General features: G+C 71.1%; 25 protein-coding genes. 9 read left to right on the top strand and 16 right to left on the bottom strand.

What is annotated here, in order from left to right:
• Positions 1–10: 10 nt before the first annotated feature.
• Together ABZX85_RS19880 and ABZX85_RS19885 are read right to left on the bottom strand one after the other, a co-directional pair.
• A complete protein-coding gene (locus ABZX85_RS19880) occupies positions 11–280 on the bottom strand; it encodes a DUF397 domain-containing protein (protein WP_355869875.1) in 270 nt (89 codons plus the stop codon).
• Positions 277–1,125, bottom strand: coding sequence for a helix-turn-helix transcriptional regulator (locus ABZX85_RS19885; RefSeq protein ID WP_355869995.1), 849 nt, complete (start codon positions 1,123–1,125; stop codon positions 277–279). Before ABZX85_RS19885 ends, ABZX85_RS19880 begins: the two co-directional genes overlap by 4 nt.
• Positions 1,126–1,432: 307 nt before the next feature.
• Between ABZX85_RS19885 and ABZX85_RS19890 the strand changes: the two genes are divergently transcribed.
• Entirely contained in the window at positions 1,433–1,684 is a 252-nt protein-coding gene (locus tag ABZX85_RS19890) for an STAS domain-containing protein (RefSeq protein WP_355869997.1), read from the top strand.
• Here the strand turns inward: ABZX85_RS19890 and ABZX85_RS19895 are convergent.
• Both ABZX85_RS19895 and ABZX85_RS19900 read right to left on the bottom strand, forming a co-directional pair.
• On the bottom strand, positions 1,592–2,599 hold the full coding sequence (locus ABZX85_RS19895; protein WP_355869878.1) for a sigma-70 family RNA polymerase sigma factor: 1,008 nt from the start codon (positions 2,597–2,599) through the stop codon (positions 1,592–1,594). The genes ABZX85_RS19890 and ABZX85_RS19895 overlap by 93 nt on opposite strands.
• 221 nt (positions 2,600–2,820) lie before the next feature.
• The gene (locus ABZX85_RS19900) at positions 2,821–4,092 is read right to left on the bottom strand and encodes an MFS transporter (RefSeq protein ID WP_355869881.1); all 1,272 of its coding nucleotides are present in this window, start codon (positions 4,090–4,092) and stop codon (positions 2,821–2,823) included.
• A gap of 62 nt (positions 4,093–4,154) precedes the next feature.
• On the opposite strand from ABZX85_RS19900, the gene ABZX85_RS19905 reads away from it, so the two are divergent.
• Entirely contained in the window at positions 4,155–5,105 is a 951-nt protein-coding gene (locus tag ABZX85_RS19905) for a LysR substrate-binding domain-containing protein (protein ID WP_355869884.1), read from the top strand.
• 90 nt (positions 5,106–5,195) lie between these two features.
• Here the strand turns inward: ABZX85_RS19905 and ABZX85_RS19910 are convergent, their stop codons facing one another.
• Positions 5,196–5,957 (bottom strand): prolyl oligopeptidase family serine peptidase, encoded by a 762-nt coding sequence (locus ABZX85_RS19910; protein WP_355869887.1) that lies wholly within the window; start codon positions 5,955–5,957, stop codon positions 5,196–5,198.
• Between the two features lie 113 nt (positions 5,958–6,070).
• Between ABZX85_RS19910 and ABZX85_RS19915 the strand changes: the two genes are divergently transcribed.
• A complete protein-coding gene (locus ABZX85_RS19915; RefSeq protein WP_355869890.1) occupies positions 6,071–7,195 on the top strand; it encodes an adenosine deaminase in 1,125 nt (374 codons plus the stop codon).
• A 189-nt stretch (positions 7,196–7,384) separates the two neighbouring features.
• Positions 7,385–7,738 carry an ATP-binding protein gene (locus tag ABZX85_RS19920; protein WP_355869893.1) on the top strand — a complete coding sequence of 118 codons (354 nt, stop codon included), beginning with the start codon at positions 7,385–7,387 and terminating at the stop codon, positions 7,736–7,738.
• 126 nt (positions 7,739–7,864) lie between these two features.
• Here ABZX85_RS19920 and ABZX85_RS19925 read toward each other — a convergent pair whose 3' ends face one another.
• From ABZX85_RS19925 to ABZX85_RS19955, 7 genes are all read right to left on the bottom strand, one after another.
• A complete protein-coding gene (locus ABZX85_RS19925; protein WP_355869896.1) occupies positions 7,865–9,562 on the bottom strand; it encodes an immunity 49 family protein in 1,698 nt (565 codons plus the stop codon).
• Between the two features lie 70 nt (positions 9,563–9,632).
• On the bottom strand, positions 9,633–9,833 hold the full coding sequence (locus ABZX85_RS19930; RefSeq protein ID WP_355869899.1) for a PspC domain-containing protein: 201 nt from the start codon (positions 9,831–9,833) through the stop codon (positions 9,633–9,635).
• Positions 9,834–9,931: 98 nt separating this feature from the next.
• The gene (locus tag ABZX85_RS19935; RefSeq protein WP_355869901.1) at positions 9,932–10,483 is read right to left on the bottom strand and encodes a VanZ family protein; all 552 of its coding nucleotides are present in this window, start codon (positions 10,481–10,483) and stop codon (positions 9,932–9,934) included.
• A gap of 140 nt (positions 10,484–10,623) precedes the next feature.
• Positions 10,624–11,235 carry a hypothetical protein gene (locus tag ABZX85_RS19940; protein WP_355870000.1) on the bottom strand — a complete coding sequence of 204 codons (612 nt, stop codon included), beginning with the start codon at positions 11,233–11,235 and terminating at the stop codon, positions 10,624–10,626.
• Between the two features lie 5 nt (positions 11,236–11,240).
• A complete protein-coding gene (locus tag ABZX85_RS19945) occupies positions 11,241–12,791 on the bottom strand; it encodes a HAMP domain-containing sensor histidine kinase (RefSeq protein WP_355869903.1) in 1,551 nt (516 codons plus the stop codon).
• Positions 12,788–13,465, bottom strand: a complete 678-nt coding sequence (afsQ1, locus tag ABZX85_RS19950; protein ID WP_010352555.1) for a two-component system response regulator AfsQ1 — start codon at positions 13,463–13,465, stop codon at positions 12,788–12,790. The genes ABZX85_RS19945 and afsQ1 overlap by 4 nt, the downstream gene beginning before the upstream one ends.
• A gap of 86 nt (positions 13,466–13,551) precedes the next feature.
• Positions 13,552–14,622 carry a class I SAM-dependent methyltransferase gene (locus ABZX85_RS19955; protein ID WP_355869906.1) on the bottom strand — a complete coding sequence of 357 codons (1,071 nt, stop codon included), beginning with the start codon at positions 14,620–14,622 and terminating at the stop codon, positions 13,552–13,554.
• A 365-nt stretch (positions 14,623–14,987) separates the two neighbouring features.
• Between ABZX85_RS19955 and ABZX85_RS19960 the strand changes: the two genes are divergently transcribed.
• Together ABZX85_RS19960 and ABZX85_RS19965 are read left to right on the top strand one after the other, a co-directional pair.
• The gene (locus ABZX85_RS19960) at positions 14,988–15,725 is read left to right on the top strand and encodes a SigE family RNA polymerase sigma factor (protein WP_355869909.1); all 738 of its coding nucleotides are present in this window, start codon (positions 14,988–14,990) and stop codon (positions 15,723–15,725) included.
• Positions 15,726–16,019: 294 nt separating this feature from the next.
• A complete protein-coding gene (locus ABZX85_RS19965) occupies positions 16,020–17,285 on the top strand; it encodes a DUF3089 domain-containing protein (protein WP_355869911.1) in 1,266 nt (421 codons plus the stop codon).
• A gap of 71 nt (positions 17,286–17,356) precedes the next feature.
• On the opposite strand, the gene ABZX85_RS19970 is transcribed toward ABZX85_RS19965, so the two are convergent.
• Positions 17,357–18,022: a uridine kinase gene (locus tag ABZX85_RS19970; protein ID WP_355869913.1), complete on the bottom strand. Its 666-nt coding sequence runs from the start codon at positions 18,020–18,022 to the stop codon at positions 17,357–17,359.
• A gap of 161 nt (positions 18,023–18,183) precedes the next feature.
• Between ABZX85_RS19970 and ABZX85_RS19975 the strand changes: the two genes are divergently transcribed.
• Entirely contained in the window at positions 18,184–18,591 is a 408-nt protein-coding gene (locus ABZX85_RS19975) for a hypothetical protein (RefSeq protein WP_355869916.1), read from the top strand.
• A gap of 73 nt (positions 18,592–18,664) precedes the next feature.
• Here the strand turns inward: ABZX85_RS19975 and ABZX85_RS19980 are convergent, their stop codons facing one another.
• From ABZX85_RS19980 to deoC, 3 genes are read right to left on the bottom strand one after another with little or no spacing between them, the layout of a single operon-like run.
• Positions 18,665–19,555, bottom strand: a complete 891-nt coding sequence (locus ABZX85_RS19980; protein ID WP_355869919.1) for an aldehyde dehydrogenase family protein — start codon at positions 19,553–19,555, stop codon at positions 18,665–18,667.
• A gap of 2 nt (positions 19,556–19,557) precedes the next feature.
• Positions 19,558–21,009: an aldehyde dehydrogenase family protein gene (locus ABZX85_RS19985; RefSeq protein WP_355869922.1), complete on the bottom strand. Its 1,452-nt coding sequence runs from the start codon at positions 21,007–21,009 to the stop codon at positions 19,558–19,560.
• A gap of 6 nt (positions 21,010–21,015) precedes the next feature.
• Positions 21,016–21,990, bottom strand: a complete 975-nt coding sequence (deoC, locus tag ABZX85_RS19990) for a deoxyribose-phosphate aldolase (RefSeq protein ID WP_355869925.1) — start codon at positions 21,988–21,990, stop codon at positions 21,016–21,018.
• 138 nt (positions 21,991–22,128) lie between these two features.
• Between deoC and ABZX85_RS19995 the strand changes: the two genes are divergently transcribed.
• Together ABZX85_RS19995 and ABZX85_RS20000 are read left to right on the top strand one after the other, a co-directional pair.
• Positions 22,129–22,788, top strand: a complete 660-nt coding sequence (locus tag ABZX85_RS19995) for a PH domain-containing protein (RefSeq protein ID WP_355869927.1) — start codon at positions 22,129–22,131, stop codon at positions 22,786–22,788.
• Between the two features lie 690 nt (positions 22,789–23,478).
• On the top strand, positions 23,479–24,102 hold the full coding sequence (locus tag ABZX85_RS20000; RefSeq protein ID WP_355869930.1) for a Hint domain-containing protein: 624 nt from the start codon (positions 23,479–23,481) through the stop codon (positions 24,100–24,102).
• Positions 24,103–24,195: the final 93 nt, after the last annotated feature.

The following is a 24,195-nucleotide window of genomic DNA, read 5'->3' on the forward strand; positions in this document are numbered from 1 at the left end:
AGTGCGACCGTCAGATGCGCGGCTCGGTGGAGGCCAGCCCGACGAATTCACCCCATGCGTCGCGGGAGACGGAGAGGTGGGGGTGGCTGGTGTCCTTGGAGTCGCGGACGTGGACGGCGGTGGTGCGGGCCGAGACCTCGACGCACTGGCCGCCCTCGGCGCCGCTGTAGCTGCTCTTGCGCCAGGCGACCTCGACGCATTCGCCGCCCTCGGCGCCGCTGTAGCTGCTTTTGAACCAGGCGAGACCGGAAGTGGCGGTCGAGAACTCAGCGTTGTTCATAGCGATCCCAGTGCTCCTTCGATCAACTTCATCGACTCCCGTGGCGGGAGGGCCTGCGATCGGATGATCCCATAACGGGTAGCGAAGAGAGTTGTGCGTTCCGCGTTGGTCTGCAAGGTGCTGCTTCCTTGAGCCTCCGTGTACATGAACCGCTTGCCGTCCTTGCGGATGACGATGGTGAACGGCCCGTCGACACCCGCGTTCTCTTCACGGTCCTGCGGCATGATCTGAAGCTCGACGTTCGGCTTCTGGCCGAGCAGCAGCAGGTGCTCCAACTGCCCGCGCAGGACGTCCTTTCCGCCGTACGGACGCCCCAGGACCGACTCGTCGATCACGAAACTCAGCATCGGCATGGGCTGGCGGTCGAAGACGGCCTGCCGTACCAGACGGGCCGTCACGCGCTGCTCAATGATGTCGGGGTCGAGGAGCGGGCGTCGCATTGCCAGCAGCGCCCGCATGTACTCCTCGGTCTGAAGCAGACCGGTGAAGACGTACATGTCGTAGGTGAGCAACTCGACGGCCTTCTTCTCCAGCGACGCCATCCCCTGGAAGAACGCCGGATACTGAGCCTTCTCCATCTCCTCCTTCCACAGGCTCAACATCCCGTCCGCGTCGAGGAATTCGTCCGCCTTGTCGATCGTCTTGCCACTCGGGATGCGCCGCCCCTGCTCGTACGAGGCGACCGTCGCCGCCGAGTACCCGATCGCCCTGCCCAAGGTCGGGCGGTCGACGCCCCTCCGCTCGCGCACCTTCTTCATGGTCTGTCCGAACGCGACCACGAGCCCCTTGCTGGCTTCGTCGGCGGGCTGGGGCCCGGCGTCCTCGTCGTCGCCGAGGGCCAGCATCGCGCCCTCGTCCTCGTTGTCCTGGGTCACTTCCTTCATAGGATCACCACCTCTCCGGACCAACGCCCCGCAGGGGAACGCGGTCACGCCGCACGCCGCGTACACATGCCGACACCCACGCGTACAAGAAGGCCCGCGCCAGTGCGTCACCGGTCGTGACGCTACGACACGGGGGATGTCGTGGCGGGCGAGATGGCGAAACCCGATGAGTTGGGCCGCCGGCCGGGGTCTACCCCACGTGGAACCCGAAGAACTCCCCGTAGTCAGGCTGGCGGGCCCCTTCACACCTGGTGAGGTGAAGGGGCTGATGGAGGCGGCCGGTGTGGATGTGGTGGTGGTCGATGTGAGCGGACTGGGGCCGCCGAACCTCGCGCATGTCGACGCCGTCGCCAGGCTTCAGCTCGCCGCCAAGCGGGCCGGGGGGCGGATACGGCTCCGCGACCCCGACCCGGCGCTCACCGCGCTGCTACGGCTGGTCGGTCTCGTCCTTGAGGTGGAGGGGGAAGCCGAAGAGGGGGAACCAGCGGGGGGTGTCGAGGTAGAAGTGGAAGCCGGTTAGGCGGCCGTCGGAGATCTCCAGGATCTGGATGGACCAGGGCGACCAGCCGCCCTTCTCCGGGTCCGGCTTGTAGTGGGCGAAGCCGGGGAGGCCGTTGACCTGGACGGGGAAGAGGCGGGAGTTCTCGCAGCCCGAGCCGATGGTGGTCATGAAACCGGTGATGTCCGCGTGACCGGTGAGCCACAGGTCGAACGGCGGCATCGTCATGATCGCGTCTTCGTGGAGGAGCGCGGTGAGGGCGGTCATGTCGTACCCCTCGAAGGCGGCGACGTACCGCTCCAGGAGCTTCTTCTGCTCGTCGTCGAGGGAGTTGAAGACGTCGGCGGCGGCGCCCTTGTCCGCGGGCTGCTCGGCGAGGGTGGCGCGGGCGCGCTGGAGGGCGCTGTTCACCGACGCGACCGACGTGTCGAGCAGTTCGGCGACCTCGCTGGCCTTCCACGCGAGGACCTCGCGCAGGATGAGGACGGCCCGCTGCTTCGGCGGCAACTGCTGGAGCGCCGCCATGAACGCCAGCCGGATGGACTCCTTGGCCACGGCCGCCTCCGCCGGGTCCTCGACGGTGGGCAGGGCGCGGGCGTCCGGGATCGGTTCGAGCCAGGTGTTCTCGGGGCGGGGGGAGAGCGCGGCCTGCGCGAGGGGCGTCGCCTCGCTGAGGTCGATCGGGCGGGCGCGTTTGTTGCCCGCGTTCAGCATGTCCAGGCAGACGTTCGTCGCGATCCGGTACAGCCAGGAGCGCAGGCTGGAGCGGCCCTCGAACTTCTCGTAACTCCGCCAGGCCCGCACCAGCGTGTCCTGGACGGCGTCCTCCGCCTCGAACGTCGAACCCAGCATGCGGTAGCAGTACCCGGTCAGCTCGACCCGGTGCTTCTCCAGCCTCATGTCGAGGTCCGCCACCGCCGTCGTACCGTCACTCATCCCTGTCCACCCACCCCTGTGGCTTCCGTGTCACGCACCGTCGCGTCCCACCACCTCGGAAGCTACCGCACCCCACTGACAATCACCCCTGGACTTGACAAATCCGCAGGTCAGTGGGGGAAGGATGCGGCCATGACAACACCGGCCCCGGGAGCCTCAAGGCGGCCCCAGGAGCCTCACGCCGGCCCCAGGGGAGCCTCACGCCGACCCCCTCAGGAGCCTCACGCCGCCGCCGGCACCTCACGCCGAGCCGCCCGCGTCCCCGCCACCGTGATCGCCACGACCCCGCCCACCGCGAACAGCCCCACCGCGACGGTCCCGGCCCACCCCCCGGCGTGGAAGGCGATCGCCCCGACGGTCGAACCGGCGCTGGAGCCGATGTAGTACGCCGACTGGTAGAGCGCCGAAGCCTGCGCCCGCCCGCTCGTCGCCGTCTTGCTCACCGCCGACGACGCCACCGCGTGCCCCGCGAAGAACCCGGCGGTGATGAGGACCAGCCCGAGCAGGACGAGGGGGAGGGACCCGGCGAGGGACAGCACCAGCCCCGTAGCCGTCGTACCCCCGGAGAGGTACAGCGCGCCCCGGCGCCCGACCCGTCCGACCAGCCGTCCGGCGGTCGACGCCGACACCGTACCCACGAGGTACACCAGGAAGATCGACCCCACGATCCCCTGCGGCAGCGAGAACGGCCCCTCGGTGAGCCGGTACCCGATGACCGTGTACACGCCCCCGAAGACGGTCATGAAGAGCGCGCCGATCGCGTACAGCCTCCGCAGGAGGGGGTTGCCCAGGTGACCCCGTACGGTGCCGAGCAGCACCCGGGGCCGCAGCGACCCCGGCGTGAAGTGGCGCGGAGCGGGCAGCAGCGCGCGGAACGCGACCGCGCACACCACCGCGAGCCCCCCGATCACCCCTACGGCGACCCGCCAGCCCCACTCCTGCGCGACCCACCCGGTGATGACGCGCCCGCTCATCCCGCCGACGCTGTTCCCGGCGACGAACAGCCCGATGGCCGTGACGAGCGCCTTGGGCCGGACCTCCTCCGCGAGATACGCGGTCGCCGACGCGGGCAGCCCCGCGAGGGCGGCACCCTGTACACCCCGTAGTACCACCAGGGCACCCAGCGACGGCGCGAACGGGACCAGCAGGCCGACGGTCACCGCGACGGCCAGCGACGCCGTCATGACCGTACGCCGCCCGTACCGCTCCGAGAGCGCGCTCATCGGGAGGACGAAGAGGGCGAGGCCGCCGGTCGCCGCCGCCACCGTCCAGCTCGCCTCGCTCGCCGCTACCCCGAACTCGCCGGAGATCAGGGGCAGTAGAGCCTGCGTGGAGTACAGCAGCGCGAAGGTCGCGACGCCCGCGAGGAACAGGGCGAAGCTCATCCGGCGGTAGCCCGGGCCGCCGGGGGTCATCCGGGAGTCGGGGGCGGAGGCGGGGACGGCTGCGCGGGCACCCGTGGTGGCGGGCGCCTCGGTACTGGCGGAAGGCATGCCCCGACGGTAGGCCCGCCGCATTCATGCGTCCAATGCACGGACTCGTCATAATCGTTCCCATGGAGCATCAGTCGAGGTCACAGGGTCAGTTGTCACCGTCCGGTGACACAGAAGACATGACGGCGCTGCTCGCGCCGAGGCTCGCGTACTTCGCCGGGGTGGCCCGTACGGAGCATGTGACGAGGGCGGCGCAGGAGATGCGGGTGCCGCAGTCGACGCTGTCGCGGGCGATGGTCCGGCTCGAACAGGACCTGGGCGTCGACCTGTTCGCCCGCCGGGGGCGTACCGTCTCGCTGACGCCGGCCGGGCGGACGTTCCTGACGTCCGTGGAGCGGGCGCTCGCGGAGGTCCGGCGGGCCGCCGAAGAGGTCCGCGCGGACGCCGACGCCGCCACCGGGAAGGTCGCGTTCGGGTTCCTCCACACGATGGGCGCGGAGACCGTCCCGGCCCTCCTCCACGCCTTCCGCGCGGACCATCCCCGGGTGCGGTTCAGCCTCGTCCAGAACTACGGGGAGGCGATGATCGAGCGTCTGCGGGCAGGGGAGTTGGACCTCTGCCTGACCTCCCCGGTGCCGGACGCGCCCGACCTGGTCGCGCTCCGTCTCGACGAGCAGAAACTCCGGCTGGTCGTACCCGCCGACCACCGGCTCGCGGGGCGCCGGCGGGTCCGGCTCTCCGAGGCGGCGGAGGAGACGTTCGTGACGCTGGAACCCGGGTACGGGCTGCGGCGGATCACCGACGACCTGTGCCAACAGGCCGGGTTCCGGCCGCGGATCGCCTTCGAGGGGGAGGAGGCGGAGACCCTCCGGGGGCTCGTCGCGGCGGGCCTCGGAGTGGCGCTGCTGCCGCCCCCGGCGGTGCCGAGGCCGGGGGTAGCGGAGCTGACGGTGACGTCACCGAGGGCGGCGCGGGAGATCGGGGTGGCGTGGCTGGACGGGCACCCGGACACCCCGCCGGTGGCGGCGTTCAAGAAGTTCCTGCTGTCGCGAAGGGGCAGTCTCCTCGCCTGAGTTGACGCGAGCGGCTCGCCTGGGTCGAGTGTGCGGCCCGCCTGGGTCGAGCGTGCGGCCCGCCCGAGTCGAGCGTGCGGCTCGCTTGAGTCACTTGCGGAGCGACGCCCCGAACCCCACCGCCAGCGGCATCCGCAGCCCCAGCGGCGGCGGCGCGGCCAACGCGTCCTCCAGAGGTCTCGCGAACCCTCTCCCGAACAGCGTCCCCATCACGAAGTCCTGCGCCAGCGCCTGCACTTCGTCCCGGTACTGATGCAGCCCGTGCCCGTCGGAGTGCACCTCGAACCGGCACACCTCCCGGTTCGCCTTCTTCGCCCGCGTCGCGAGCCGGAACGACAACTCCGGGTCCGTACGGTCGTCATGGGTGCCGTGGACGATCAACACCCGTTTCCCCACCAGCTGTTTGACCGGCTCGGGCGTCGCCGCCACGTCCTCCTCCGGCAGCCAGGGAGCCAGCGCCAGAACGGAGTTGACGGCGTCGTGCCCCGCCGCGCGCAGGGCGGCCCGCCCGCCCATCCCGACCCCGGCGAGACAGACGGGGACGTCGCCGTAGCGTCGTACGATCTCCTCCGTGCCCCATTGGGCGTCCCCCGCGAGATGCGCCTCCGTGCCGTTCCAGCCGCGATAGCGGTAGTGGACGGCGTGGACGACGAGTCCCTCGGCCCGGCCCGCGCGGGCGAGCCGGCGCCCGAGGGAGCGTACGGAGGACGTCGCCCACATGGGGGACGGTCTGCGCTCGGAGTGTTCCTCGCCGGCGGGGAGGAGCAGTACCGCTCCGCTGACGGCGGCGGGTTCGGGTCCGATCGCCTTGCCGAGGTGGGGGGTTCGGAGCGGCGTCACATGCTGTGCCATGGCAGAACAGTGTCAGAAGCGCCGGTGTACTCCACCCGTCCGTGCGGTCACCGTTACGTATCGACGGTGTGCTCCGCCGAGCCCTCTACGCGCGTAGGAGTTACCGTGTGCGGATGACGAGCCAGAGCATCCCAGGGGGCGTCACCCCGACCGCGGACCAGATCCGCCGGGCGCCCAAGGTTCTGCTGCACGACCACCTCGACGGCGGGCTGCGCCCCGGCACGATCGTCGACCTAGCCCGCGAGTACGGGTACTCAGGGCTACCTGAGACCGACCCCGACAAACTCGGGATCTGGTTCCGGGAAGCCGCCGACTCCGGTTCCCTGGAGCGGTACCTGGAGACCTTCTCGCACACCGTCGCCGTCATGCAGACGCGCGACGCGCTGATCAGGGTCGCCGCCGAGTGCGCCGAGGACCTCGCCGAGGACGGCGTCGTCTACGCGGAGGTGCGGTACGCCCCCGAACAGCACCTCGACGGCGGCCTGAGCCTCGAAGAGGTCGTGGAAGCGGTTACCGAAGGTTTCCGCGAGGGCGAGCGCCGGGCCCGCGAGAACGGTCGGCGCATCCGTGTCGGCGCCCTCCTCACCGCGATGCGGCACGCCGCCCGCGCGCTGGAGATCGCCGAACTCGCCAACCGCCACCGCGACTCCGGCGTCGTCGGCTTCGACATCGCCGGCGCCGAGGCGGGGCATCCGCCGACCCGCCACCTCGACGCGTTCGAGTACCTGAAACGGGAGAACAACCACTTCACGATCCACGCCGGCGAAGCGTTCGGGCTGCCGTCGATCTGGCAGGCGCTCCAGTGGTGCGGGGCCGACCGGCTCGGGCACGGGGTGCGGATCATCGACGACATCGAGGTCGCGGACGACGGGAGCGTGACGCTCGGGCGGCTCGCCGCGTACGTCCGCGACAAGCGGGTTCCGTTGGAGCTGTGCCCCAGCTCCAACCTCCAGACCGGGGCCGCCGCGTCCTACGCCGAGCACCCGATCGGGCTGCTGCGGCGGCTGCACTTCCGCGCGACGGTAAATACTGACAATCGCTTGATGTCCGGGACGAGTATGAGCCGGGAATTCGAGCAACTGGTCGACGCGTTCGGTTATACGCTCGACGACATGCAGTGGTTCTCTGTCAATGCTATGAAATCCGCGTTCATTCCTTTCGATGAACGACTCGCGATGATCAATGACGTCGTGAAGCCCGGATATGCCGAGCTCAAATCCGAATGGCTGTTCCAGTAGACCGCTTCGACCAGCGGTTATTCGACCGGGCTAGGCAGGTAGCAGAGGCTTCTGGGTCGCGGGGTGCGGACGGGTGTTCACCATCCGTCCGCATTTCGATGTTTGCGGTGGGTGCCCTCGCGTGTTTACGGTCGGGGACCGCTCGTTCCCCGTACATTCCCCGTTGTCTCATTCGAGGACGCAATTACCATGAAGCAGTCTGCTGCCAAGACCCTCGGTGTCGCCGCCCTCGGTGCCGCCATCGCCGCCGTCGGCGCGGGTGCCGCCAGCGCCGCCCCGGCCCTGCCGGACGCCACCCAGTCCCTCGACGGTGTCACCAAGGCGCTCCCGGCGGAGAAGATCACCCAGGCGCTGCCGGGTGCCGGTGAGGCCGTCAAGCAGGCCCAGCCCGCCGTCGCGACGAGCCTCGCCGCCGCCACCCCGATCGCCCAGCACGCCCTCGCCGACGGCCCCACCAAGCCCGTCGCCGGCCTCCTCGGCGGCCTCCCCGTCGGCGCCCTCCCCACCCACGGCCTCCCGATCAACGGCATCCCGCTGGGCTGACACGGTTGCTTCGACGCCGGGGCGCCTTCCGAGTACTACGGGTACTCAGGGGGCGCCCCGGCGTCGTGGGTACTACGGGGGTCTCGGGGCGGGTCCCGTAACTCCTGGGTACTACGGGTATGCCCTTCACGGCGCCGGGATGACCTCGATCCGCTTGCCGTTCAGCAGGTACAGCGGCAGGAGGCGTTCGTTCTCCGGGACCGGGAACTCCTGGGCGGCGGCGAGGCTCGCGAGGGCCAGGAGGCCGAGGGAGACCTGGGCGCGGGGCGCGGGGGAGTCGCCCCAGTACGCGGCATGCCGCTCCAGCGCGTCCTTCAGCGTCGCCGTGAACGCCTCGTCGTCGTTCGCGAGCATCCGGTGGAAGAGCGCGGCCGGCTGGTAGTCGACCCCGTCGGAGAACCCGGTCGGCGCGTAGGCCACCGCCTCGGGGTGCGCGGCCTCCATCGTCGCGATGAGCTTGGCGACGATGTCGTCCATCGGCCCCCGCGAGAGGTACGTCCGCAGCGTGTCGATCCAGCACAGCACGTACTCGTCGACCGAGGCGTCCTCGCGCAGCCGCTCCATCGGCACCTCCACGAGGCGCGCCACCCGCTCCCACTCCCGGCACACCACCGCGAGGTACAGCGCGTCGAGCCAGGCCCGCGCGTCCGCCGGCGGCTCGGCCGCGAACGCCGGCAGCCGCACCTGCTGCTCCTCACCGAACCAGAACTCCCGGGGCTGGGCCCCCGTGAACAGCGCGGTCCCGAGCTGCACGGCGATCGACCAGGGGTCCCAGGTGTCGACCAGGTCGGCCCTGGGGTCGGCGACACAGCGGGCGTGCGCCAGCGTGACGGCCGCGGCGAAGGCGTCGGCGAGCAGCGACGAGTCGTCACCGAGCCGTCCCAGCAACCCCGCCAGCTCACGCGTCAGTCCGTCGAGATCCGGCGCCTGCGCGGTCAGCGCGGTGCGCAGCCGGCCCGCCCCGTCCAGCCGGACCAGGCCCTTCATCGCCGCGAGCAGCTCGGGCGGCGGCTGGAGCGAGAAGCTGCGGCTCTCCTCGTCGATGACCGTCAGGGACGTCAGCTTGCCCCGGTACCACCAGTACACACGCGGCGACAGCCGCCCCTCACCCTGCTGATGCGCCCCCAGCGCGTACTGCGCGAGCGCGTTGAGCGCGTCCACGACCGTGCCGTCCGCGATCGGGTGGAAGACGAGGTTGTCGCGCGTCGGTACGGCGAACAGCGCGCCGTGCTCCGGGAGCGGCTCGCCGGTGACCCGGCGGGCGACCTCGCCCAGGTACAGCGCCTTGCTCGCGGTGAACGGGGAGTCGCCGTACAGGCTGTGCAGCGTGGTCTGTTCGCCGACCTCCACCACGTCGTGCTCGACGGGGACCCGCATCAGGTTCTCGTACCCCGCCTTGTTCAGCGCGTCGAGACCGGCCCGTTCCACGTCGCCGTCGGTCAGGACACGGACACTCGTCGGGCCGTCGAGGGCGTACGCGAGGACCAGGCCGTCGGCCACGACGCGGGCGTACGTCAGGTCGGCGGCGATCTCCGGGCTGATCGACTCGACGGGCAGCAGCCGGATGTGCGCGTCCCGCAGCAGCTCCTCGGCGCTCTCGCCGCCCCGGCTCGCCTCGGCGAGACGCCCGAAGTGGGCGTCCACCAGCGCGGGCCACTCCTGTTCGGGGGACCTGGCGCAGCGCTGTGCCAGGTCGTACAGGGAGTAGCTGTGGCCCTCCTGGAAGTGCGGAGAGCTGAGCGAGCGCAGGCGGGCCGCCTGCGCGGCCGTCAGCATGGGCAGTTCGGCGTCGGGCGTTGATTCTGGTGCTTCGTCGAAAGTCACCCGGATGACTCTATGAGGCTTTCGGCCACCGCTTCGACCGCGAGCCGCTGCCCCGGGCGCAGCGCGGGGGTCACCAGGCCGTACGCGCCTTCTCCTCGGACGGGAAGAGAATCCACAGCGCGATGTAGAGAAGGAACTGGGGACCCGGCAGGAGGCAGGACAGCACGAATATCACGCGCATCGTCGTGGCCGACATGCCGAAGCGGCGGGCCAGGGCGGCGCAGACGCCGCCGATCATGCGGCCTTCGGTGGGGCGGGCGAGGCGGGACATCTGGGGCTCCTTCGCGAGCGTCGGTCGAGGTCGCGGCCCTTGCCGGCCGCCCCTCACTGACCTCCACGCTACGAGGACGAAGCGGGCGAAGCGTCCCTCTACGGAGCTATTCCGACCCTGGGAATCGTCGGGGTCCGACCCTGAGACGGCTCCTCCTGACGGACGGCGGTCCGTCGTCGCCGCGTCGTACGCCGGCGCAGCCAGGCCCGCCCGGCGGGTACGACCAGGGTATGAGCCAGGGCGACCCCCAGGGTGCCCAGGACGATCGAGTCGACGTCCACGACCTGGCCCGGGACTCCGGTCTGGAGCAGCTCCACCGTCAGCGACAGCATCGCCCCGGCGGCGGCCGTCCGCACCAGGGAGCCGAATGGGGAGACGTGCAGGCGGCCGTGGAGCAGGGGGAGCAGGACCCCGAGGGGGGCGAGCAGTCCGAGTCCCCGGCCGAGCCGGCGGGCGGCCTCGGGCCCGCCCAGCTCCAGGTCGGCGCGGATGCTGTGGAACGGGTGCAGGTTGGCAGGCACCACCCAGGGGACGTCCAGCGGGCGCAGCGAGTACCAGGCGACGAACGCGAGGTGTGCGGCGAGGAGGACACCTCCCGCCACACGGAGTCGGATCGCGGCGCTGCCGCCGATGAAGCCTTGACGCTGCACGCCCCCCAAGACGCGCCCCTCGCCGCGATTGGTTCCGGATACGGCCCCCCTGAGCGGATGAGGTCTTCACCACACCCGCACACACGGAACCGGAGGGGCCGGGGCGTTGCCGTAACCGCTTGCTCAACGCGTCCGCTTGCTCACTTCGTCACGTTCGACGACGGTGGCACCTCGGTGCCGGGGCGTTGCTTCACCTTGTCCGTGCACTCGAACCGCTTCAACTCCCCGCCGCCGGGCCCCCCGAGGACGACGGAGCCGTCGCCGTCGGAGGCGGCGGAGTCGGAGAGGGTGCAGACGACCTGGGCGAGACCGTAGGCGGAGAGGGTGTCCGGCGCGATGCTCAGGCGCAGCGCGTCGTCAGGGTCGGCGCCGGTCAGCGGCGGCAGCACCCGCACCCCGGGGCGCACGTCGGTCGTGTACCCGGCCTGCTTCTCCTCGGACGACGGACTGGCCCCCAACTCGTCCAGCAGCCCCTGCGCGACGAACACCCGGCGTTTCGCGCCGACCGCCCCGTCCGGCACCGGAACCGCCCGGTCGACGGCGACGAGCGACGCCCCGCACAGCAGGAACACCCGCACGGGCACCCCGCCCGACAACTGCGCGGCCGTCGTCCCCGAGTCGGGCAGCGAGCACCGCACCCGGGACGGCGCCGCCCCGAAGTCGGTCGGCACCTCGGTCGCCCGGATACCGCACCCGGCGAGCAGCAGCCCCAGCACGGCGACGAACGGCAACCGCCCGCGCCCGCTACCCATGACGCTCACGACGCCGCACCCCCGTCCTCCCGCTCCACCGTGTCAGAGATGTCCCGAGGCAGCCGCAGCGTGAACACCGCACCGCCTTCAGGGGAGTTGGCGGCCCCCAGCTCACCGCCGTGGATGTGCGCGTTCTCCATCGCGATGGACAGCCCGAGCCCGCTGCCGTCCGAACGCGGCCTGGACGCACTGGCCTTGTAGAACCGGTCGAAGACGTGCGGCAGCACCTCCTCGGGGATACCGGGCCCGTGGTCGCGCACGGCGATGACGACGTCGTCCGCGCTCGCCCGCACCGACACCCGCACCGGCGACCCGCCGTGCTTGAGGGCGTTGCCGATCAGGTTCGCCAGGATGACGTCGAGCCGGCGGGGGTCGAGCCGCGCGTGAATCCCGCGCTCGGCGTCGAGTTCGACCGCGTCCAGCCAGGCGCGCGTGTCGATGCAGGCGGTGATCTGGTCGGAGACGTCGACGTAGTCGAGGACCAGCCGGGCGGTCCCCGCGTCGAAGCGGGTGACCTCCATCAGGTTCTCGACGAGGATGTTCAGCCGCCGCGTCTCGCTCACCACGAGCCGTACGGCCGGCTCGATCATCGGGTCCATGCTGCCGGTCTCGGCCTCGAGTTCCTCCTCCAGCACCTCCGTCACGGCGGTGATGGCGGTGAGCGGCGTCCGCAGCTCGTGACTCATGTCCGCGACGAACCGGCGTGACGCCTCGTCGCGCGCGGCCATGTCGGCGACCCGTTTCTCCAGCGCCTCGGCGGCCCGGTTGAACGTCCTGGAGAGATCGGCGAGTTCGTCCGTCCCGGAGACCTGGAGCCGGGTGTCGAGCTTGCCCTCGCCGAGCCGCCGGGCGGCGACTCCCAGCCGGTGCACGGGTTTCAGCACGGTCGTCGAGGCGGCCTGCGCGATCAGCGCCGCCCCGATCAGCGCCAGCCCGGTGGCGATCCCCAGCGACCAGGCGAGGGAGTTGAGATCCTTCGCCTCCGGTTCGAGCGACTTGCGCATGTACCCGGTCGGCCCGCCCCCGTCGACCTTCGTCCCGGCCACCAGATACGGCGTGCCGTGATCGACGACGCGCTGCCAGAACAGGTGGTACGACGCCCTGTTGGCCCCCGCCACCGTCTGCTGCTTGTTCACCGCGCGGCGCAGCGACTCCGGCACGTCGTCCAGCGAAAAGCCGCTCAGGCCACCGGAGTTGCCGTAGACCGTCCGCCCGACGTCGTCGGTGGCGACCAGCAACACACTGAAACGCTGACTGGAGTTGGCCATCTGCGCGGCCGTGCGCTGGAGTTCGGTCTGCGAGGGGCGCTCGGGCAGCGCGCCCGCGCGGTTCTGCATCTCCGTGCGGAAGTCCTTCAGCACCGCGTCCTGCGCGCGCGTCAGCACCGCCTCACGGTTCAGCCAGTAGGCGATGCCCGACGCGGAGACGGCCGTGGCGAGCGCGACCGCGCCGAAGACGACGACCAGCCGGAGCCGGAGGCTCGTGAAGCGCAACCGGGACAGAAAACGCTTGCGAAACGCGGACCAGCCGCGCGAAGCCCGTGCGGCCTGGGTCACTGAGGCGCGTCCAGGCGGTAGCCGACACCCCGGACGGTACGGATCAGCGTGGGCGACGACGGCACGTCCTCGATCTTGGCGCGCAGCCGCTGGACACACGCGTCCACCAGCCGCGAGTCACCGAGGTAGTCGTGCTCCCAGACGAGCCGCAGCAACTGCTGCCGCGACAGCGCCTGGCCCGGCCGCCGGCTCAGTTCGAGCAGCAGCCGCAGCTCGGTCGGCGTCAGCTGGAGGTCCTGGCCGTTCTTCGTCACCGTCATCGCCGAACGGTCGATGACCAGGCTGCCGAAGGTCGCCGAGTCGCTCGACTCCCGCTCGCCGCGCCGCAGCACGGCCCGGATACGGGCGTCGAGCACCCGGCCCTGCACGGGCTTGACGACATAGTCGTCCGCCCCGGACTCCAGGCCCACCACGACGTCGATGTCGTCGTTGCGCGCGGTCAGCAGAATGATCGGCAACTGGTCCGTGCGCCGGATGCGGCGGCACACCTCGAACCCGTCGATGCCGGGCAGCATGACGTCCAGCACGATCAGATCCGGCCGCTGCTCACGCAGCAGTTTCAGACCGTCCTCTCCGCTCGCAGCGGTCGCCACGCGGTGCCCCTGGCGCGTCAGTGAGAGCTCCAGGGCCGTACGGATGGCGTCGTCGTCCTCGATCAGCAACAGGGAAGGCACGGGCTCATTCTGGCCCATACAGGGGGTGAGGTTCGACAGGTGGGGGCTTATAACGCCTTTACGAGCCCCCGCCCGCCCTCAACCGGTCACACCCTGATTCCCAACCGCCACAGCGAGGTGACCTCGGCGCTGCGGACGGCGTGCAGCGGGTCGCTCCGGTCCCGCGCCCGCCGGTGCCGAGGCCGTACGTCGTGCCTCCCCACGACGCTCAGCCCGCCGGCACGGAACAGCCCCAGCAGCTCCTCCCGGGTCCGCAGCCCGAGCAGCTCCGCCAGGTCCGACATGATCAGCCACCCCTCCCCACCCGGTAGCAACCGCTTGCACAACCCGGCCAGAAACTCCCGCAGCATCCCGCTCCCCTCGTCGTACACCCCCAGTTCGAGCCCGGCGCTCGGCGTCCCCGGCAGCCACGGCGGATTGCACACGACGAGGCCGGCCCGCCCCCGCGAGGGGTACAGCGCCGGCCCCTCCACGACGACCCGCTCCCCGTACCCGAGCCGCCGCACGTTCTCCTCGGCGCAGGCCAGCGCACGCGGGTTGACGTCCGTCGCGACGACCCGCGCCACACCCCGCCGGGCGAGGACCGCCGCCAGCACGCCCGTTCCGGTGCCGAGATCGAACGCGGTACGGCAACCCCGGGGCAGCGGAGCCGAGTCGACGAGATCGACGTACTCGCCCCGGACCGGGGAGAAGACACCGTGGTGCGGGTGGACGCGGGCACCGAGAGCGGGCACCTCGACACCCCGGAGCTGCCACTGGAACGCGCCCAGCACGCCCAGGAGTTCGCGGAGCGGGACCAGGGACGGGCCGTCCGCCGGACCGTAGGCGGCGGCGCAGGCGGCCCGGACGTCGGGGGCACGGCGCAGGGACAGGGCGTGGTCCGCGTCGAGTTCGACGAGGAGACGGTTGAGGAGGAGGGCCCGGCGGGCGCGGTCGGCGCGCTGACGACGGAAGACGTCCGCCGGTGAACCCCCCTTGATCTCAGGGGAGTCCGGGATGCGGCGGGCCAACGCCCCCAGCATCTGGCGGGCGTTGACGTAGTCGCCCCGCCAGAGCAGGGCGGCGCCGGACGAGGCGAGGCGGTGGGCGGCGCTGGCGCGGAGGGAGTCGTCGACCGGGACGACACGGTCGTACGCGGGCTGGTGCGCGGCGGGCATGGGGATGCTCCTGGGAGTCGTAAGTGCCGGGGGAGCGGAGGCACTTCGACGGGGCGAGGAGCAGGGGGAACGGCTGGGAGCCCGCTGTCACCGCCGCGCCGAGGCGCGGGGGAGCGGGTCGCCGAGGACCAGGCCGTGAACCATGTCGCCCAGGGTCCCACGAGCCGCGTGCGGAGCCCAAACGGGCAGGTGTACCGCCGACGCCTTTGAACCCGCTGTGGTGTCGCCGTGAGGGACCCCTGTGACAGGTCTGTGACAGTCGGCGGACACGGCCATGAAGGTCCCCCGGCAAGCTTCTCGGCACAGGGCAAGCAGCTCTGGAGCAGGGCGCAAGAGCACCAGAGGTCCACGACGGGAGGCGCGACATGTCGCTGCACAGCATGAACACCGGCGCAGTTGTCACGCGTCTCCACGATCTGCGGTGGAGCTCGGAGAAGTCCGGTGTTGTGAGCGGGCGGGGGTGCGCTCGCAGCACCGGGCGTCAACACACCACGTACGTCACGGTGGTTGACGCGAAAACGGGGGACAAGGTTCCGGGGGGAGCCTCGTACAGGGAGGACACGGGGGAGCGGCACTCGCTCAGCGAGGCGGAGTTCACCGCCTACGTCCAGGAGCGCCGCGCCTCCCTGTACGCCACCGCGTACCACCTCACCGGCGACCGGTTCGAGGCCGAGGACCTGTTGCAGAGCGCGCTGTTCTCGACCTACCGGGCCTGGGACCGGATCAGTGACAAAGCGGCAGTAGGCGGTTACCTGCGCCGCACCATGACGAACCTGCACATCAGCGCGTGGCGCCGCCGCAAGCTGAACGAGTACCCCACCGAGGAGCTGCCGGAGACGCCCGGCGACACGGACGCGATGCGCGGCACCGAGCTGCGCGCGGTCCTGTGGCAGGCGCTGTCCCGGCTGCCCGAACTCCAGCGGACGATGCTGGTCCTCAGGTACTACGAGGGCCGCACCGACCCGGAGATCGCGGAGATCCTCGACATCAGTGTCGGCACGGTCAAGTCCAGCATCTGGCGGTCGCTCCGCCGGCTGCGCGAGGACCAGGTCCTCAGCTTCGGCCGTGACGAGGAGAACGCCTTCGGGGAGCTCGTCGCCTGAGGGTGGACCCTGACACCGCTGGGGGGCGGTGACCGGGGCAGCGGGGGAATGCGGGGGAGAAGCGGTACCGGGGGGACCCACGGGGGACGGCGTTCGGGGGAGCGTCGCGGGGAGCGGTACCGCACGGGGGAGACACCGGGGATATCCATGGGGGTGGGTATCCCTGGAGTACTAAGGGGGGATGGGGGAGCGGGGCTGGAGGGCCGGGGGGTCCGTCCAGCCCCGTTTCCTTTTGCCCCGAATGCGGCAGAGATCAAGGCAGTTCGTTTTCCGGTTTCCGAGGAAAGGACCGCCTTGCGCCGTCTCTTCGCCGTACTCGCCGCCGTCTTCTTCTTCCCGTTACTTCCCGCGCCCGCCGCCGAGGCCGCGCCGCTCGGCTCCACCGTCTGGCTGTGCAGGCCGGGAATGCCGGCCAACCCCTGCGGGCAGGACGCCCGGGGCAATCCGCTCGATCAGAATCTGACGGGACGTTATCTCCTGGGCGGGAGCACGGAGTTCGACGCCCGGCGGGCCGACGGCACCCATGAGCCGTTCACCGTCCCCGCCGACCCGCCCGTCGACTGCTTCTACGTCTATCCGACCGTCGACCTCCTCCCCAACCCCCTGCTGCGGCTGGGGAGTCTGCCGCCCGTGCCGCAGAACAACGCGCTCGCCGTGACGTTCGCGCAGGCGCAGCGGTTCGCCGGGCAGTGCCGCATCTTCGCCCCCGTCTACCGCCAACTGACCTTGCTGGAACTGGCCGGCGGGGTCCTGACGGGGACGAGCCCCGACCCCTCGGTCGGGTACGGGGACGTGGCGGACGCCTTCGCGGACTACTGGGCGCACGACAACGTCGACCCGGCGACCGGGAAGCGGCGCGGGGTCGTCCTCGTCGGACACTCGCAGGGGACGGCGGCGCTGGCCGCGCTGATGCGGACCACGTTCGACGTCGACGCCGGTATGCGGGGGCAGTTGGTCGCCGCCTACCTCCTCGGCGGAGACGTGCAGGTGCCGGTGGACGGGGTGAAGGGCGGGGGCGGTGATCCGGACTCGACGTTCCAGAACGTGCCCGTGTGCACGCGGGAGCCAGGGGCGCCGGTGCCGGTCGGCTGCGTGGTCGCCTACTCCGCCTTCGACCTCGCGGAAGGGGGCGTCCCCACGAGCTTCGGGCGCAGTACCGCGCCGGGGCACCGGAAAGCGTGCGTGAATCCGGCGGCGCTGCTGGGCGGGGGCGCGGCAAACGCGCGGCTGCCGTTGGACGCGCTGATGCCGACCCGGCGGCTGGTCGCCGGCAACTCCCTCGCTCCGGGCGGGCACTTGGCGCTCGTCATGGGCGGTTACCCGTTCCCCGACCTGCCCGCCGGGTTCGCGCGGTACACCGAGTCGGTGACCGGGGCGTGCGTGAGCGCCGTGGACGGTGGGGTGCGGGTGGACTGGTTGCAGGTCGAGGGGGACCTGTCGTTGTTCGCCGCTGACTCCCGTACGCATGCGCTGGGGCTGCATGTCGTGGACGTGAACGTGGCGCTGGGGGATCTGACGGCGCTGGCGGGGGCGCAGAGTGCGGAGTGGCGGGGGCGGTGAGGGCGGGCGCCCATGGGGGACGCTTCCGGTGAGCGCCCGTTCTCTGCAAGCGGTTGCTGACCTCTTGCCGGCTACGACGCCGTCGCGGGCGCCGTCGTAGGCGTCGTAGCGGGCGTCGTCGCCCGGACCCGGCGTCCGGCGGCGGCGTCCGCGAGGCGGCCCATCGCCTCGTCGCGGTCGCAGGCGTGCGCGCCGAGGGCCGTCTGGCGGGCGACGATGGCCCGCTCGGCGCGCATCAGGCGCCAGCCTCGGCGGAGCAGGAAGGCCACCGACTTGCGGCCCTCCTTGAGATCCCGCAGAAAACGCCTGCGAAACGTTTTCACCGGGCCCCGGCTCAGGCACAGCGCGTCCGCGAGCACGCCCTCCTCCCGGCACCGCTCGACGATCTCGGCGGCGAAGATGCCCTCCGCGATGAACACGGGCGTACGGGCGATGTCGACGGTCTCGCTGCCGGTGCGGGCGCTCAGCGAGATGTCGTACACCGGCACGTCCGTACGGCCGTCCCGGCACAGGTCCGTGATCGCCGCGACCGCCGCCTCCGTGTCCCAGGAGCCGGGGTGGTCCCAGTCGATGTCGGCGCTCCCCGCCACCTGCGGCAGCGTCGGGTCGTCGCCCTCCTTGTAGAAGTCGTCGAGCCGCAGCACCGGGAGGCCGGAGCGGGCCGCGAGGAGGGACTTGCCGGAGCCGGAGGGGCCGCAGAGCAGCACGACCCGCGTGGGGAGGGGATGGGAACTCACGGGACACCAGTCTGCTGCATGGGGGGTGATCGGGACGAGTCCGCGGGGTGCCTTTGAAGCGCGCGTCACACCTTCGCGGGTCGTCTTTGATGCGCGCGGCGCACTTCAACTACCCTCTGCGTCGATCTGATTACTCCCCGCATCGAAAAGGTGGCAGTGAGATGCCTCAGCACGAAAACGTTCCCTCCGCTTCAACCGCCCGCCGCGCACTGGCCGCCCTCGCGACCGCCGGGGTCGCCCTCGGCGCCGGCGCGGGTGTCGCCGCGGCGGCCGACGCGCCGGTCGTCGACGCCGTCCGCACGAACCCCTCCGCCCTCGGCCACATGGACCCCCAGGCGGGCCTCCAGGGCGCCCTGACGGCCCTCCCCTACGCCACCGGCGCCGTCACCGCCCTCAAGCCCAACCCCCTCGCGGGCACCGGCGTCGACCCCCTCGACAACGGCGCGGCCACCCAGCTCGCCGACTTCCAGCCGGTCGCCACGCAGGCGCTGACCGGGCCGGTGGCGCAGGCGCAGTCGATCGGGTCGCTGCCGGTGGTGGGGCAGGTGTCGGGGTTGCTCAAGGGGTGAGGGTGGTGAAGGGATGACGAAGGGCCGCGCCTCGTCGTGCGGACGATGTGCGGCCCCGATGTCACCCGAAGCGTCAGTACGCCGACCCCGACGCCCCCAGCGACCCCGTCGTGTGCCAGACCGTCTTCGTCTCCAGGAAGGCGGTCAGGCGGGCGGTGCCCTGGGCGTCGGCCCAGTCCACAGGCTGTGGACGGAGGACGCGCTTGAGGTTGTCGGCCGCGGCGATCTCCAGCTCCTTCGCCAACTCCTCGTCCGCGCCCGCGAGATCGATCGCGTTGACGTCCTGGTGGGAGGCGAGGGTGGGGGCGATCTCCTTGGTGCTGCCGGAGAGGAGGTTCACAACTCCGCCCGGGAGATCGGAGGTTGCGAGGACCTCGCCCAACGAGAGCGCGGGGAGCGGGTGGTGCTCGGAGGTGACGACGACCGTGGTGTTGCCGGTGGCGATCGCGGGGGCGATCACCGAGACCAGGCCGAGGAACGAGGAGCCCTGCGGGGCCAACACCGCTACGACACCCGTGGGTTCGGGGGTCGACAGGTTGAAGTACGGCCCCGCGACCGGGTTCGCGCCGCCGGCCAGCTGCGCGATCTTGTCCGTCCAGCCCGCGTGCCAGACCCACCGGTCGATCGCCGCGTCGACCTGCGCCGCCGCCTTCGACTTGGAGAGCCCCTCCGCCTCGGCGACCTCGCGGACGAACTGCTCGCGGCGGCCCTCCAGCATCTCGGCGACGCGGTACAGGATCTGACCCCGGTTGTACGCGGTCGCGCCCGACCAGCCGCCGAACGCCTTACGGGCGGCCACGACCGCGTCGCGCGCGTCCTTGCGGCTCGAACGGGGCGCGTTGGCCAGCCAGTTGCCCTTCGAGTCCGTCACCTCGTACACCCGGCCGCTCTCGGAACGCGGGAACTTCCCGCCGACGTACAGCTTGTAGGTCTTGAAGACACTGAGCCGATCAGCAGTGCTCATCTTTATCGCTCGCCCTTCGGGCTCGACGGGGCGAGGTACGCCTCCAGGCCGTGGCGACCGCCCTCGCGGCCGTAACCCGACTCCTTGTAACCGCCGAACGGCGAGGTCGGGTCGAACTTGTTGAACGTGTTGGACCAGACGACGCCCGCGCGCAGCTTGCTCGCCACGGCGAGGATGCGGGACCCCTTGTCGGTCCAGATGCCGGCGGACAGGCCGTACTGCGTGTTGTTGGCCTTGGCGACCGCCTCGTCCGGCGTGCGGAAGGTGAGGACCGACAGCACCGGGCCGAAGATCTCGTCCCGCGCGATCGTGTGCGCCTGGGTGACGTTCGTGAACAGCGTCGGCGCGAACCAGTAACCGGAGGACGGGAGTTCGCAGGCCGGCGACCAGCGCTCGGCACCCTCCGCCTCGCCCTGCTCCGCCAACGCCGTGATCCTGGCGAGCTGTTCGGCGGAGTTGATCGCGCCGATGTCCGTGTTCTTGTCCAGCGGGTCACCGAGGCGCAGCGTGGAGAGACGCCGCTTCAGCGCGTCCAGCAGCTCGTCCTGGATCGACTCCTGGACCAGCAACCGGCTTCCGGCGCAGCAGACTTGGCCCTGGTTGAAGAAGATGCCGCTGACGATGCCCTCGACGGCCTGGTCGATCGGGGCGTCGTCGAAGACGATGTTCGCGCCCTTGCCGCCGAGTTCGAGCGTCAGCTTCTTGTCGGTACCGGCGACGGTCCGCGCGATCTCCTTGCCGACGGCCGTGGAGCCGGTGAAGGCGACCTTGTTCACGTCCGGGTGCGCGACCAGCGCGGCGCCCGAATCGCCGTACCCCGTAAGGATGTTGACGACACCCTTGGGGAGACCGGCCTGACGGCAGATGTCGGCGAAGAACAGCGCCGAGAGGGGGGTCGTCTCCGCGGGCTTCAGGACGACCGTGTTGCCGGTCGCGAGAGCCGGAGCGATCTTCCACGCCAGCATCAGCAGCGGGAAGTTCCACGGGATGACCTGACCGGCGACGCCGAGCGGCTGCGGGTTCGCGCCGTAGCCCGCGTGGTCCAGCTTGTCGGCCCAGCCGGCGTAGTAGAAGAAGTGCGCGGCGACGAGGGGGAGATCGGCGTCCCGGGTCTCCTTGATCGGCTTGCCGTTGTCCAGCGTCTCCAGGACGGCCAGTTCGCGGCTGCGCTCCTGGATGATGCGGGCGATCCGGAACAGGTACTTCGCGCGCTCCGAGCCGGGCAGCGCGGACCACTTCTCGAACGCCTTGCGGGCGGCCTTGACCGCGCGGTCGACGTCGGCCTCACCGGCCTGCGCGACCTCGGCGAGGACCTCTTCGGTGCTGGGGGAGACGGACTTGAAGACCTTGCCGTCCGCCGCGTCGGTGAACTCGCCGTCGATGAACAGGCCGTAGGACGGTGCGATGTCGACGACCGAGCGGGACTCGGGTGCGGGTGCGTACTCGAAAACCATGGGGGATCAGTCCACCGTCACGTAGTCGGGGCCGGAGTAGCGGCCGGTGGCCAGCTTCTGACGCTGCATCAGCAGGTCGTTGAGGAGGGAGGAGGCACCGAAGCGGAACCAGTGGTTGTCGAGCCAGTCCTCGCCGGCCGTCTCGTTCACCAGGACGAGGAACTTGACCGCGTCCTTCGTCGTACGGATGCCGCCCGCGGGCTTCACGCCCACCTGGACGCCGGTCTGCGCGCGGAAGTCACGCACCGCCTCCAGCATCAACAGGGTGTTCGCGGGGGTGGCGTTGACGGCGACCTTGCCGGTGGACGTCTTGATGAAGTCCGCGCCCGCGATCATGCCCAGCCAGCTCGCGCGCCGGATGTTGTCGTACGTCGACAGCTCGCCGGTCTCGAAGATGACCTTGAGCCGGGCCGCGCCGGACGCCTCCTTCACGGCCACGATCTCGTCGTACACCTTCAGGTAGTTCCCGGCGAGGAACGCGCCCCGGTCGATGACCATGTCGATCTCGTCGGCACCGGCGGAGACGGCGTCGCGGACGTCGGCCAGCTTGACGTCGAGCGCGGCGCGGCCGGCCGGGAAGGCGGTGGCGACGGAGGCGACCTTCACACCGGAACCGGCGACGGCCGCCTTCGCGGTCGCGACCATGTCCGGGTACACGCAGACGGCCGCCGTCGCGGGCGTCGTCCGGTCGGTCGGGTCGGGGTGGACGGCCTTCGCGCCGAGCGCCCGGACCTTGCCGGGGGTGTCCGCGCCTTCCAGCGTCGTCAGGTCGACCATGGAAATGGCCAGGTCGATGGCGTACGCCTTCGCGGTGGTCTTGATCGAACGGGTGCCGAGCGAGGCGGCGCGCGCCTCCAGGCCGACCGCGTCGACACCGGGCAGGCCGTGCAGGAAGCGGCGCAGCGTGCTGTCGGACGCGGCGACGTCGGCCAGCGCCGAGGCGGCGGCAGGAGGCGCAGCGGAGGGTGCAGTGGTGGGCATGGTCACCACATGAGCATATCTACGCGCGTAGCGGATGTATAGGGCCGGTGGGCCTTACCGGGGCCGGCCGAGGACTACGGGTATCCCTGACAGGGGTGTGAGGTGGTCCGGGGGAGCCCTTCGGGCAGAATCGGGCGCATGACGAGTCCCGCGCACGAGCCGCAGCCCTCCGGTCCCACATACCCGGACCGCGTCTACCGCTCACCCGCCGGCATCGTCGGCGGGGTCCTCCTGCTCGGCATCGGCGGCTGGCTCGGCATCGACGCGGTCGTCGTCGGGCACGGGCGTACGCCGTGGCTGGCGCTCGCCGTGCTGCTGCTGGCGGTGCCCCTGGTCGTCGCCTTCACGATCCGCCCCGCGGTGTACGCCAACGAGGAGCGCCTGCGCATCCGCAACCCCTTCCGGGTGATCGTGCTGCCGTGGCCGCAGGTCGCGGTGGTCCGCTCCGCCTACACGAACGAGGCGGTCAGCAACGCGGGCGACAAGTTCCAGCTCTGGGCCATCCCGGTCTCCCTGCGGGGCCGCAAGAAGGCCGCTCGGCGGCTGGCCCGGGGAGCCTCCGGCCGGGGCGCCGCCCTCTCCGGGCTCAGCACCAGCTGGCAGCCCACGGAACCCGGCGACCCACTCGCCTCCGGCGATCGCTCCATGGCCGACCTGCGCGAACTTCACGAGGGGTACCGGCCGGGGAACGAGTCCGAGGGCGCGGCCACCGAGGTGAGCGTGCGGTGGGCGTGGGAGGTGCTGGGGCCGATCGTGGCGGGGGCTGTGGTGCTGGCGATTCTGTTGGCGGTGGGGTGATGTGCGGCGTGGTGGGTGTACGGGGCGTGGTGAGCCTGCCGGTCGTGGGGTAATCCGCGGCGCTCGCCTCTGTCGCGTCGTACGGCGGTCTCCTCGTATGTGTGTACGACATACCTGCGGGGGAGTGGTGTAGCCAGCTACTTGAGACGTACGGGGGGTACCGGTGAAGACTCGGCGGCATTGGCGTGGCAAAGGCGGGGCGGCGCGTGTCGTACCCGGACGCGGGGCACGGGTGCTCGGTGCCGTCGCCGGACCGCTGCGGACGTACTGGCGCCGGGCCGCCGGCGCGGCGACGCTCGTCGTACTCGGCACGGCGGGGTTCGCACTGTTCGGCGGCGGAGGCGACGAGCGGGCCGAGACCACTCCCCCCGACACTCGTGCGCGGGAGTACCGGGACTTCGACGCGTGCCTGCTGACCGGGGAGGACGGCATCGCGCGCGGGACGGTCGCGGCGACCGTGTGGGACGGCATGCAGCAGGCGTCGAAGGAGACCCGCGCGCGCGTCACCTATGTGCCTGTCACCGGGGAGTTGTCCGTCGACAACGCGAGGTGTGGGTGTGGTGGGCTGCGGGACGCTCGCCCGGGCGGCTGCCAACGGCGTGGGCCACCTGATGAGCGACGGGTCCCAAGTCCCTGGGCGCGGCGGCGATCGGCGGCCTCACCGGCGCCCTCGCCGGGGCTGCGGGTGGCATGGCCTCAGGTGCGGTGGGGCGTCTGCTGGCGGGCGCCGGCGGGAAGGTGGCCCAGGGCGCGGCCATGGGGGCGGCCGGTGGTGGGGCCGAGGGGGCGGTCGGGTACGGGACGTCCTGTGCGGCGAGTGAGGAGGGGTGCTCCGGGAGCGGGGTCGCGAAGGCGGCGACGTTCGGGGCGTTGACGGGGGGTCTGTTCGGGGCGGCCCTCAGTAAGTACGGGGCGAAGGGGAAGCAGAAGGCGGCCACGGAGGAGGCGCCGTCGGCCGGCGGTTCGTGCCGTGTGCCAGGGGCTCCGCCGGTTCCGCACAGTTTCACCGGGCTGACCGGTGTCCTGATGGCGGGCGGCACGGTGAAGCCGATCTCCGAGGTCAAGGCCGGCGACTACGTCCTGACGGCCGAGCCGGGCAAGAAGGAGCAGGAGAAGCACCGTGTCAAGGAAGTGATCGTCACCAAGACGGACCGTGACTACGTCGATATCGTCGTCGAGACGAAGTCGGGGCCGAAGATGATCCAGACGACGAAGCATCACCAGTTCTGCGAGGCCAGCGAGAACAGGTGGACGCAGGCAGGGGATATCAAGGCGGGGCAGGCTCTTCAGGGCGGAGAGGCTACTCCTGCTTAGAGCGTGTCTGAGATCGGGTTACGGGGTGATTTTTCGTAGTGGTCGGGGTCCTTGGCGGGTGGCGGGTCGGTCTCGGGTGAGTCGGCGGATTAT

The organism is Streptomyces sp. NPDC004539, from assembly GCF_040610055.1.
In the GTDB taxonomy this organism is placed as follows: Bacteria; Actinomycetota; Actinomycetes; order Streptomycetales; family Streptomycetaceae; genus Streptomyces.

Bases quoted from the DNA above. Each gene is read 5' to 3' on its own strand.
- ABZX85_RS19890 (WP_355869997.1), top strand. From the start codon at position 1,433: ATGGAGGCGGCCGGTGTGGATGTGGTGGTGGTCGATGTGAGCGGACTG.
- ABZX85_RS19980 (WP_355869919.1), bottom strand. From the start codon at position 19,555: ATGAGCACTGCTGATCGGCTCAGTGTCTTCAAGACCTACAAGCTGTAC.
- ABZX85_RS19895 (WP_355869878.1), bottom strand. From the start codon at position 2,599: ATGAGTGACGGTACGACGGCGGTGGCGGACCTCGACATGAGGCTGGAG.
- ABZX85_RS19960 (WP_355869909.1), top strand. From the start codon at position 14,988: ATGTCGCTGCACAGCATGAACACCGGCGCAGTTGTCACGCGTCTCCAC.
- ABZX85_RS20000 (WP_355869930.1), top strand. From the start codon at position 23,479: ATGGCCTCAGGTGCGGTGGGGCGTCTGCTGGCGGGCGCCGGCGGGAAG.
- deoC (WP_355869925.1), bottom strand. From the start codon at position 21,990: ATGCCCACCACTGCACCCTCCGCTGCGCCTCCTGCCGCCGCCTCGGCG.
- ABZX85_RS19915 (WP_355869890.1), top strand. From the start codon at position 6,071: ATGACGAGCCAGAGCATCCCAGGGGGCGTCACCCCGACCGCGGACCAG.
- ABZX85_RS19880 (WP_355869875.1), bottom strand. From the start codon at position 280: ATGAACAACGCTGAGTTCTCGACCGCCACTTCCGGTCTCGCCTGGTTC.
- ABZX85_RS19940 (WP_355870000.1), bottom strand. From the start codon at position 11,235: ATGGGTAGCGGGCGCGGGCGGTTGCCGTTCGTCGCCGTGCTGGGGCTG.
- ABZX85_RS19930 (WP_355869899.1), bottom strand. From the start codon at position 9,833: ATGTCCCGCCTCGCCCGCCCCACCGAAGGCCGCATGATCGGCGGCGTC.
- ABZX85_RS19995 (WP_355869927.1), top strand. From the start codon at position 22,129: ATGACGAGTCCCGCGCACGAGCCGCAGCCCTCCGGTCCCACATACCCG.
- ABZX85_RS19905 (WP_355869884.1), top strand. From the start codon at position 4,155: ATGGAGCATCAGTCGAGGTCACAGGGTCAGTTGTCACCGTCCGGTGAC.
- ABZX85_RS19910 (WP_355869887.1), bottom strand. From the start codon at position 5,957: ATGGCACAGCATGTGACGCCGCTCCGAACCCCCCACCTCGGCAAGGCG.
- ABZX85_RS19955 (WP_355869906.1), bottom strand. From the start codon at position 14,622: ATGCCCGCCGCGCACCAGCCCGCGTACGACCGTGTCGTCCCGGTCGAC.
- ABZX85_RS19885 (WP_355869995.1), bottom strand. From the start codon at position 1,125: ATGCTGGCCCTCGGCGACGACGAGGACGCCGGGCCCCAGCCCGCCGAC.
- ABZX85_RS19975 (WP_355869916.1), top strand. From the start codon at position 18,184: ATGCCTCAGCACGAAAACGTTCCCTCCGCTTCAACCGCCCGCCGCGCA.
- ABZX85_RS19920 (WP_355869893.1), top strand. From the start codon at position 7,385: ATGAAGCAGTCTGCTGCCAAGACCCTCGGTGTCGCCGCCCTCGGTGCC.
- ABZX85_RS19985 (WP_355869922.1), bottom strand. From the start codon at position 21,009: ATGGTTTTCGAGTACGCACCCGCACCCGAGTCCCGCTCGGTCGTCGAC.
- ABZX85_RS19900 (WP_355869881.1), bottom strand. From the start codon at position 4,092: ATGCCTTCCGCCAGTACCGAGGCGCCCGCCACCACGGGTGCCCGCGCA.